The organism is Maribacter sp., assembly GCF_049667165.1.
In the GTDB taxonomy this organism is placed as follows: Bacteria; Bacteroidota; Bacteroidia; order Flavobacteriales; family Flavobacteriaceae; genus Maribacter_A.
In genome coordinates this window covers 21,377-32,420 of the sequence record NZ_JBATHS010000232.1, presented here as the reverse complement: position 1 = coordinate 32,420, position 11,044 = coordinate 21,377, and the positions used below count along the sequence as shown (strand labels likewise).

Genomic DNA, 11,044 nt, shown 5'->3' with positions numbered 1-11,044 from the left:
CGTTAAAAGATATAGACCTAAAAAACGGAGCATATAGTGTAGGTTTTAGACATTATACCGTAACCGATAGTACAAGAATTTATCAAATTGTAAATGACTTTAATAACCAATTCATACATAGGCCAATTCCCATTAGTATATGGTATCCGACCAGTATTGAAAATAGCAGTGCCAATCAATTGACAGTTTTGGATTATTTGGGGATTTTGAAAGAAGAGGAAGAATCGAATAACTTGCCAAACGAGTTATTGCTGGATTGGTTTCCTGACTTAGGGGATACACCGCAAAATAGAGCCCATCTGTCTGAAAAAGTATATGCTTTCTCCAATGCCATTTTTTTAGAAGGTAAATTTCCTGTCGTAGTCTATGCCCCAAGCTATCAAGCCTCATCAATTGAAAATTTTGCGTTATTCGAATATTTGTCAAGTAATGGTTACGTTGTGATATCAAGTCCTTCAAGGGGGACAGATACAAGATGGTTGGATGGGGGGACTACAAAAGATATGGAAACACAATCTAGGGATGTGGAATTTCTTTTAAAAGAAATTCATAAATACACAACTATGGACTTCGATAGAATAGCACTTATGGGCTTTAGTTTTGGCGGACTGTCCAATGCTATAACGGTTATGAAAAACAAAAACATAAATGCCATAGTAAGTTTGGATGGAACTGAAAGATACAATTATCCTGTACTAGAAAAATCACCCTACTTTAGCTTAGAAAAGTTTACTATTCCTTACATCCATTTTGCCCAAAAAGAAATTCCAGAAGATGTACTTCGCAGTGATAAAATACCTGCTGGGTTGAATTATAAATTCCAACTGTACGACTCCTTAATGTATAGCGATGTCTATAGTTACAAATTCCATGACTTAACACATTCCCATTTTGGTACTATTGGTGTCTTATTTGGTTATAGGGACAAAAGACAGGACAAAAGTGATGTTGAAATTATGGCGTCCTACAAACTACTTTCCCAACATACCTTGCAATTTCTGAATGCCACGTTGAAAAATGAAGGGAACGCCAAGGAATTCCTTGAAAATAGTCCTGATAAAAATGGCATCTCCGAAGCCTTGGTTTCGAAAAAAATGAAAAAATCACATCCAAAAGAATTTGATTTTAATGAATTGGCACTCAAACAGGGATATCGCGATTTAATTCCATTATACGAAGAAGCAATAGCCAAACACCCTTCACTAAAGCTTGAAGAAGGTGTGTTAAACAACCTCGGCCTTCGGTTATCATTTAACGCTGGCAAGCTGGAGCAAGGTATACATGTCTTTTTATTGGCTGTACATATCTACCCGAAATCAGCAAATATATATGATAGTTTAGCCCTGGCTTATCTTTACAATAAGGATATTGAAAACGCTATTTCGAACTACAAGAAGTCGTTGGAATTAAATCCTGAAAACCAGAACGCCCTTGATAAACTTAAACAATTGGAGGAATAAAGCCAGTCGCTATCAATGCAGGTCGATGTGTGTCATACCCCAAAATGACAAATAGATTTTAAAACTAAAAAAGGGAGAGCCGAAAACCAAACAGAGTAGGCATCAATTAAAACTAAAAATATGAAAACAACACCTAAATTTTTTATGCTTCTAAGTATGACCATTATGTTATCAACTATATTCAGTTGTAAACAACAACCTGACACTTCTGAAAAATTGGAAGCACCCAAATCTGCTACGGTAGAGGAACTTGGGCAAATGAACCGGGATTTTGCAAAAGCATTAACTGCAAAAGATGCTGTGGCTGCCGCCATTGTATATGACGAAAATGCATCTATACTGCCGCCTAATGAACCTATTGTTACCGGACGTGCCAATATTCAGGCATATTGGCAAGGCGCTATTGATGCTGGAATTATAGATGCGACCGTACAAACGATTGATGCTAAAAGCAATGGTAATTTAGGCTACGAAATCGGAACGTTTACCATGCGGTTTCACGGAGCGAATAACGATACGATCGTAGAAGTTGGAAAATACACCGAAATACTGGAACGTAATGAGGAGGGGAAGTGGATTTCCACCTATGGTATGTGGAGTAGTAATGCACCAATGCCCACAGAATAAAAGTACGAATGCATAACAAGGCTTATAAGCAACAAGCCCGTCAGGGTCGTTCTGACGGGTTGTTTGCCTGCCGGCCTACCGGCTGGCGCAACCAAGCTACTTCAATCCCTTGGCAGTAAACCGAAAATAATGAAAAATAACTTCATTACGATAAGCATGGTAATGTTGACCATGAACATCGGTTAGCGGAATTCAATCATGGGACAACGTAGCTCAAAATGATACCTATTGGTAAATAGTTGACAATCGATTCTTAACGGTTTCATTGATTTATTTTTTTCGACTTTTGGAATTGTCTCAGCTATGGTAAAAGTGCTTGGACTTAAAAAATCATAATAAACCGAGATAATAAAAACAAGGCCCTTTCAGAAAATATTGAGAGGGTTGAACCTTAAGCATTACTCCTAAAACCTTAAATTTTTGTTAAACAACTATTTTTATAGTTATATAACTACTATTTTAGTTATCAATTTGGAATGCTTATAAAATCAAATCGATAATGAAAAATATTTTGTTTCTATTTTTAATTGTGTTTTGTTTTAGCACTTGTAATGACCAGAATAAAAATCATAAAACAGCTTCGCTTGTGACACAACCTAATGTGTTTCAAACTCAGATCGAAAACATTATTCAAGACTATATAAAATTGGATATTTTCTCAGGGGTTGTATTGGTTGCCGATAAAGGCGAAGTCTTGTTTCATCAGGCCTATGGTCTAGCCGATAGATCAGCAAACAGAAAGAACACCCTTTATAACCTTTTTGATATTGGGTCAATGAATAAAACATTCACTTCGATAGTTATAAAACAATTGGAAAATGAAGGAAAATTGAGTTTAGATGATAATCTCACTGATTACATTGATGGTTTTGAAGACCCCAGCGTAAAACATGTAACGATTGCTCATTTATTGTCACACACCTCAGGATTTGGAGATTATCATACACCCGACTACTTCGATTTGCCAAAAAATGAAAAATCCCTGCAATCAATCATAGAAAGGGCAAAAACATTTCAACTTAATTTTGAACCTGGCAGTGAAAATGATTATTCCAATTTGGGATACGTCATCCTGGGCGGCATCATCGAAAAAGTAACGGGAGCTTCCTACTTTAGGAATGTAAAAGATAGAATCGTAGACAAGCTGGGATTAGAAAACACCTATTTAAATGATTTTGAAGGCTTGGATAATCGGATTGCCATAGGGTATTATTATTCTCCCTTAGGAAAATTAGAAGTAAGTACCCCTACACAGGATGTTCCTAATCCGGACGGTGGTTTTTTGTCCACCACAGCAGACGTAGTTAAATTTTATAGATCTTATTACAATGACACTTTGTTGCTTTCCGAAAAAATAAAAGCCAAAGATCCTTTTTTTCAATATTTGAAGAAAATGAAACCTGGTGAGGGCATCATGGCAGCAGGAGGCTTTGACGGTTTTAATAGCGCCTTATTTCAGATAATCGATGAGGACAAAACCATAGTTGTGTTTGCCAACATGGATGAGCCCGTTGCTGAAAGAATTGCCATGGATATTTTGTCCACCTTACAGGGTAAAATTCCAGAGAAACCCAAATTACCAGCGATTCAAAGTGTGCGTAAAGCCTATGAGAAAGGTGGTATAAATTATGTAAAATCAAATTTCAATGATCTTATAACCAATTTTCATCCAACTGATCCCAAAGATATTATTTTAAACGCCCTTGGATACGCCTATCTGTTTGAAGCCAACGATGTTTCAAAAGCTGTTGAATTGTTCAAGCTAAACATTGAATTATTCCCAGATGTAGCAAATTGTTACGATAGTTATGGAGAAGCCCTACTACAAAAAGGAGATACCATAAACGGTATTAAAGCATATAAAAAGGCTTTGGAGTTGAATCCTGGATTACCTTCGGCAATTCATGTTTTAAATGAACTTGATGTCAATTAAATAGATAAAGACCTAATGCCAACCTAGGTAACAAGGAAGCAGGTCTGAAACATTCGCCGGCTATTTGTTGCGACCATTACCCTTATTCATTGGTCGGATTGATTTTGGGTACTATTGCCTGATTTCTTTGGCAACATATCGAATTATTGCGAAGTACTCGACAAAAGCCCATAAGACTGTGTTGAAAACAATGGTCAAGAAATAGTAGGATTCAAACCTCAAAAATATTCAACGAAATCATATGCCTAAACACGAACCGAAATCCGGACAGATACGTGGTAAAATTATCCAGATATGGATAAAGAACAGAAGTATAAAAAGGACTCCTATGAGTAAGGCATGGCTAATATAGACTACATCCCCTGCAGGTTTAAGTTTTGGCCATAATAACCCAAAACATCCTATGACAAAGAGAAAGAAAGGAACTCCTGAGAAAAAAAGAAGAAACTGTAAGCTAAATTGACCCTGCAAAACTCCGTAAAAGACAATGCCGGTAAGTATCGAAAGAATCAATAGTATCCAGTAGATGCTTTTGTTTGTGCGTTTTTTGGTATTTTCCATATTCTATGATTTTTATGCAATACCAAAGGTATTCCCTATCCTGATTATCCTAAATGATACATATCATACCCTGTGGCTGTTGAACGTCTTTTGTAAGGAATCCACCAGTTTTGAATGGAATACATATGATCGGCAAGAAAACGAATGCACAACATCGTATTCCATCAATTGCGGACACCTCCCTATAGAAGCAGGAATAAATCAAATGGAACATAAGTAGTGCAAGCCCTATTTTAAAAGGGAAGCACCTGACAGGGTATAGCCGAATTTCCTATTCGGAAATTCATTCTTATTATTTATCTTTCGGCTACATCAGAAAATCAATTTCAACCTGTAGCTCTATTTCAGGACAGGACAACTATAAATATACAGCGCTTAATGTCAAAAAAAACATGGATATTACTTGGGTTTATTGTTGTAAAGTTTCTACTGCAATACCATTTAATAAACCCTATATACGATCTACAAAGGGATGAATACCTTCATCTTGATCTAGGTCAGCATTTGGCATGGGGCTATGTATCTGTTCCGCCATTGACTTCATGGATTTCGAAAGTCATTTATCTCTTGGGAAATTCAGTTTTTTGGGTCAAGTTCTTCCCGGCCTTATTTGGTGCATTGACCATTTTCATAGTATGGAAAGCCATTGAGGAACTAAAAGGAAATCTGTTTGCACTAATATTGGGAGCAACTTGTGTTTTATTTTCTGCCCTGTTAAGACTTAATACGCTATATCAGCCAAATTCATTTGACGTTTTAAGCTGGACAATGCTTTACTTCATTATGATCAAATATTTCAACACCGAAAAAACGAAATGGCTGTTTGTGGCAGCTATCGTATTTGCCTTTGGCTTTCTAAACAAATACAATATTGTTTTTTCGCTTATCGGCTTTATTCCGGCTGTTTTACTAACAAAGCAACGTAACCTGTTCCTTCAAAAAAAAGTATACATTGCCCTACTTTTGGGCCTATTGTTGATTTCACCAAACCTGTGGTGGCAATACCAGAATGATTTTCCCATAATCCACCATTTAAATGAATTGGCAGACTCCCAATTGGTACATGTAGACAGGCTCGGGTTTTTAAAATCACAACTGCTTTTTTTCACAGGCTCCTTATTTGTTATTATTTTGGGCTTGTATGCGCTACTGCGTTACAAACCATTTGAAAAATATAGACCGTTCTTTTGGGCATTCTTTTTTACACTTTTGGTTTTTCTGTATTTCAAAGCAAAGGACTATTACGCCATCGGGCTATACCCAATTTATATTTCTTTTGGTTCCGTTTTTCTCGCCAATAGGCTACGGAAAGGATGGAAAAAAATAGTACAACCCATAGCCATCGCTATTCCGATCTTGTTTTTTATTCCCATGTACACTATTGCCTTCCCCAATAAAAGTCCGAAATATATCATTGCACATTCCAGCAAATATAAAGAGATGGGAATGCTACGATGGGAAGATGGGCAAGACCATTTGCTGCCTCAAGACTATGCGGATATGCTGGGCTGGCAAGAACTCGCCAAAAAGGTAGATTCCATCTACAAGGAAATGCCCAGCCCTTCCCAAACCCTAATTCTTTGTGATAATTATGGACAGGCAGGCGCCATAAATTATTATACCAAAGAGGGAATAAAAGCGGTTTCCTTTAATGCAGACTATATCAATTGGTTTGATCTTGAACAACACTATCTTCATCTCATAAGGGTTAAAGATTATGCCGAAAAAGATGATGAATTTAGCAAAACCAGTCCGTATTTTGATTCCTCAGTGATAGCGGATTCAATAACCAATAAATATGCGAGAGAATATAAAACATTGATATTTGCTTTCACATCGACGAAAATCAATATTAATAAAAGAATAAAAAGCGAAATTGAAGACGTAAAAAACGACCGCTAATACCATGGCGAATGGTTGCTTTTTGGCCTTTAAAATAAAAACAAAATCAAACCGACCGAAATACATACCGTTCCGAATATACCTTCCCCAATGCGACTACAGGAATATGGGGTTGGTATTTTCAGTGCCGCTTTTACGAAATCAGCGCTAAAAAAGGCATTAAGTAAAAAGTGCATAACGGTAAATGATGTCATTGCCACTTCGGCAACGTTAATCCATGGTGGTGAATGCATTGGCCTGACCATTCCAAAGGAAGTCAGTCCGAAGAAGAAACTGATCCTTCCGCTTAAGGTGTTGATCGAAGATGATCATCTAGCGGTAATCCATAAACCTGCCGGCATCTTGGTCAGCGGCAATACTTTTAAAACCATTGCCAATGCCTTACCGCAAAACATACAACCAAGCATCCTTGATGATGCGACAAAACCGCAACCTGTGCATCGATTGGATTATGCGACCACAGGTGTTTTATTGGTCGGTAAAACGAGTAGCGCTATTCGTGCCTTGAACAGGATGTTTGAAGACAATATGGTTGAGAAAACCTACTATGCCGTCACTATTGGCAATATGAACGATCAAGGGAAAATCACTTCGGAAATTGAAGGCAAGAAATCACAGTCGAATTATAACCTAGTGGAAGCTGTTTCCTCAATACGATTCGGAAAACTCAACTTGGTGGAATTGAAGCCTAAAACAGGTAGAAGGCATCAATTGCGTAAACATCTCTCCAGTATCGCTCATCCGATACTCGGAGATAAGGAATATGGTATCGAAAATTTAATCTTGAATGGCAAGGGCTTGTATTTACACGCCTATTCGTTGTGTTTTATACATCCATTTACATCGCATCAAGTCTATATAAAAGCTGAACTGCCCCAAAGATTCAAGAAAATATTCAGTGCGAAGATAGCCGAAATCCCCAAGGACGAAGACTCGGATTAATCACCTTATGAAATGAGGGAATTCTTTCTCAACAACAGCGCTTTGGCTTAAAAACAGGAATAGGGTATTCGGTTTGGGAAATTTGGTGAAGGCATATCGTATGCTGGGGTACCATAAAGTTCAGTAACTTCGTACATAAATGTATTGGGCATGGCACCCTTCGCGATGCTAGAAGGTTATACACCCACTGTAAGCATAAAATCTATGGAAGAAAAATACGCCATTCTACCGGATCGGGTAAAAGCTGCCGTAATAGACGCAATTGTTCATATAGCTGCCATGTATGGCATTTCTGAATTCCTGAACGTATTCGAGCATGTTCCCGACGGCGTGCGTATTATGGCGGCCATACTTATTTTTCTTTTGTATGATCCTTTTTTTACCAGTTTTTATGGAGCAACCATAGGACATTCATACAGTAATATTCGTGTTAAAAAAGATGCGGATACCACAAAAAATATCTCATTTCCTATAGCAGTAGTGTGTTTTATCTTAAAAGCCTCATTGGGTTGGATATCCTTGTTGACCGTTACGGGAACTAAAAAGAGAAAAGCAATCCATGATTTTGTGGCTAAATCTGTGGTTGTAGCGGTTGCCGATTAAGAATTCGACCAAAGGCCAATTCGGTGTAAGTTTTCTTAGTGGCAAAAATTCAAATACGGCCACTAACCTTTGCTTTTGGAGATGGCGTCCCGCAACATAGCAGAACCTAAGACCCTAGTAATGCCTTTGAAAATATCAGGAATGAAAAAATATTGGATTCTCATCGTATTGTTTTTTATTGGATTACTGATTTCAGCGATTGATCCCCATGATTATTTTACGTGGCTACTTGAGGTTTTTCCGGGTATCCTGGGGTTGGTGATACTCGTGATGACATTTAACAGCTTTCGATTCTCCTATTTGACCTATATGTTGATATTGGTTCATTGTTATATCTTATTTATCGGCGGACATTATACCTATGCCGAGGTTCCGCTGTTCGATGAGATCAAAGAAATATTTCATCAAAGCAGAAATAACTATGACAAAGTCGGGCACTTCGCACAGGGATTTGTTCCTGCCGTGATCATCAGGGAGTTGTTCATTAGAAAGGCGATTGTCAAAAAAGGCTACTGGCTCTCATTTCTTACCATATGTGTATGCATAAGTGTAAGTGTGTTTTATGAGTTTTTAGAGTGGTTTGTTGCCATCGCATCAGGACAATCCGCAGAAGCATTTCTTGGTACCCAAGGCTATGTATGGGATACTCAATCAGATATACTTTTCGCATTGATAGGGGCCGTGAGTATGATCGTCTTTCTTTCGAAATATCATGATAAACAAATAGCCAAAATAAAAAACGGCGTACAGTAATCCGCTGGGTTCAATGCCTTTGATTTCAAGCAGGAAAATCAAAGGCAATCGATTGCTAGATGTTGTTTATTTAGTACATTGGTCTACAATTTCCTTATTCCAAAGAACGGCTATAGACCCTTACAAAATGCGCTCAGAATTTACCCCAAAATTGTTTTCACTTCTTAAAGAAGGGATTTCCAGGGAAACAGTATCAAAAGATATAATCTCTGGGATAATTGTCGGAATTGTAGCATTGCCCTTGGCGATTGCTTTTGCGATAGCCTCTGGTGTTTCACCTGAAAAAGGATTGATCACGGCGATAATCGCAGGGATTATCATTTCTGTTTTGGGAGGTAGCCGTGTTCAAATAGGAGGCCCAACAGGGGCTTTTATAGTCATTGTTTATGGCATTGTACAAGAATTTGGTTTAAATGGGTTGACCATTGCCACATTCATGGCCGGTTTTATCATTATCGGGTTTGGTTTAGCTAGGCTGGGCAACCTACTGAAATTTATTCCGTATTCTTTGGTTGTTGGTTTTACCAGTGCCATTGCCCTTATCATTCTGTCATCACAGGTAAATGATTTCTTCGGATTGGGCATTAAAAATGTCCCCTCCGATTTTTTGGAAAAATGGACGGTTTATTTTGGGAATTTTCGTCAGCTCAACGGGTATGCCATGGCCATTGCCACGGTCACAGTGCTATTAACGCTTCACTTCCAAAAAGTGATAAAAATGATTCCCGGTTCAATTATCGCCATCATTTTATCGACCATCGTTGTGAAATTGTTCGAGATACCTGTTGATACCATTGAAAGTAACTTTGGCGATATTCCGAACAAATTGAACATGCCTACGATTCCTGCCGTTGATTTCAACACCATACAATCCCTTATTCAGCCTGCATTTGCCATAGCCATATTAGGTAGTATAGAGTCATTGCTATCTGCCGTGGTATCCGATTCCATGATAGGTGGCAAACATCGTTCCAATATGGAATTGATAGCACAAGGCGTAGCCAATATTTTTTCAGCCCTTTTTGGGGGAATTCCCGCTACAGGTGCTATCGCGAGAACGGCAACCAATGTGAAGAACGGAGGACGCACTCCGATTTCGGGGATCATTCATGGGGTTATTTTGTTGACCATAATGATGCTCTTTGCCCCTTATGCCAAATTGATACCCCTCTCCTGCTTATCAGGTATCCTCATCGTTGTTGCCTATCATATGAGTGAATGGCGACAGTTTGCATCAATTATGAAAGGAAATCGAATGGACATTATCATTCTATTGACCACCTTTTTCCTCACTGTACTTTTTGATTTGGTCATCGCAATTGAAATCGGAATTGTTCTGGCAAGCTTGCTCTTTATGAAAAAAATGAGTGAATCCGTGCACATTCAAAATATAACCTCCGATGATGTTAATGGCGAGCATCTTTTTGACCATGAGAATTTAGAAATACCCCAGAATGTCATCCTGTATGAAATCAATGGCCCTCTTTTTTTCGGTGCTGCAAGACAGTTTCAAGAAACGATTACCCAAACAAGTATACAACCCAAAGCGGTGGTGATACGAATGCGTTACGTTCCACTCATAGATGCAACCGGGTTTCAAAGTTTAAAGGAGATTATCAAAACATTCAAGTCGAAAGAAATAGCCGTTATTATTTCCGGGGCCAATGAGGCGTTACTTAAAGACTTCGAAAAATACCATTTGTATGAGTTCATCGATAAAGATTGTATTGCAAAGAATATAAATATCGCAATTGAAAAGGCAAAGTCCATTTAAAAAAAAGGCTTGGAACTTCATATGGACCCATCCGATGAATTTCAAGAATAGGAATAATCCGGGTAGACCATTCCGGCCTTATCAAACGGCTCAAAAGTTGAAAGATATAACTGTTTTTATTTTCGAAAACTGCCCCGAAATCCTTGGCTTGTACAAGTCGGGTGCCATATAGTAGCCAAGAACATATAATTCGAAGGGTTGGGCCGTGGATAGATTTCGGGATATCGCCTTTATAATCTTTAAGATTATCGAATCTGAGCGCCATAAATAATATATCTTTGAGTATTGATTCAGCCGGTATACGAACCCAATCCCCTAGGTGGTTCCTTGGCAGGGTTGTTCTAAGGTTGAGAAGAAAAAAAATAATAACATTCATTGTGCCTTCATTTTAAGATCATAAATCATGGTGGTCATACTGATGCTCGGTTTTGGTGTTAGCCTTAATAACATGCTCAGGAACAGGTAAGATTGAAGCTGATTGACTACTTG

At 38.1% G+C, this 11,044-nt stretch carries 9 protein-coding genes; 8 read left to right on the top strand and 1 reads right to left on the bottom strand.

Features of this window, described 5'->3' with window-relative positions; genetic code table 11:
- The 3 genes from WBM98_RS11855 to WBM98_RS11845 all read left to right on the top strand — a co-directional run.
- Positions 1-1,460 (top strand): prolyl oligopeptidase family serine peptidase (locus WBM98_RS11855; protein ID WP_424366232.1); only part of this gene is annotated, 1,460 nt, incomplete at its 5' end.
- Positions 1,461-1,580: 120 nt separating this feature from the next.
- The gene (locus tag WBM98_RS11850) at positions 1,581-2,087 is read left to right on the top strand and encodes a YybH family protein (RefSeq protein ID WP_424366231.1); all 507 of its coding nucleotides are present in this window, start codon (positions 1,581-1,583) and stop codon (positions 2,085-2,087) included.
- A 586-nt stretch (positions 2,088-2,673) separates the two neighbouring features.
- Positions 2,674-4,020 carry a serine hydrolase gene (locus WBM98_RS11845; protein ID WP_424366230.1) on the top strand — a complete coding sequence of 449 codons (1,347 nt, stop codon included), beginning with the start codon at positions 2,674-2,676 and terminating at the stop codon, positions 4,018-4,020.
- Between the two features lie 237 nt (positions 4,021-4,257).
- Here the strand turns inward: WBM98_RS11845 and WBM98_RS11840 are convergent, their stop codons facing one another.
- Positions 4,258-4,581: a hypothetical protein gene (locus WBM98_RS11840; protein WP_424366229.1), complete on the bottom strand. Its 324-nt coding sequence runs from the start codon at positions 4,579-4,581 to the stop codon at positions 4,258-4,260.
- Between the two features lie 378 nt (positions 4,582-4,959).
- Between WBM98_RS11840 and WBM98_RS11835 the strand changes: the two genes are divergently transcribed.
- The 5 genes from WBM98_RS11835 to WBM98_RS11815 all read left to right on the top strand — a co-directional run bounded on the left by WBM98_RS11835 (position 4,960) and on the right by WBM98_RS11815 (position 10,555).
- Complete coding sequence (locus WBM98_RS11835) at positions 4,960-6,483, top strand: glycosyltransferase family 39 protein (RefSeq protein ID WP_424366228.1); 1,524 nt, start codon at positions 4,960-4,962, stop codon at positions 6,481-6,483.
- Between the two features lie 90 nt (positions 6,484-6,573).
- The gene (locus WBM98_RS11830) at positions 6,574-7,425 is read left to right on the top strand and encodes an RluA family pseudouridine synthase (RefSeq protein WP_424366227.1); all 852 of its coding nucleotides are present in this window, start codon (positions 6,574-6,576) and stop codon (positions 7,423-7,425) included.
- Positions 7,426-7,575: 150 nt separating this feature from the next.
- Positions 7,576-8,028 (top strand): RDD family protein, encoded by a 453-nt coding sequence (locus tag WBM98_RS11825; protein WP_424366226.1) that lies wholly within the window; start codon positions 7,576-7,578, stop codon positions 8,026-8,028.
- Between the two features lie 141 nt (positions 8,029-8,169).
- Complete coding sequence (locus tag WBM98_RS11820) at positions 8,170-8,781, top strand: DUF2238 domain-containing protein (protein ID WP_424366225.1); 612 nt, start codon at positions 8,170-8,172, stop codon at positions 8,779-8,781.
- A 13-nt stretch (positions 8,782-8,794) separates the two neighbouring features.
- Entirely contained in the window at positions 8,795-10,555 is a 1,761-nt protein-coding gene (locus tag WBM98_RS11815; protein WP_424366224.1) for a SulP family inorganic anion transporter, read from the top strand.
- Positions 10,556-11,044 lie beyond the last annotated feature (489 nt).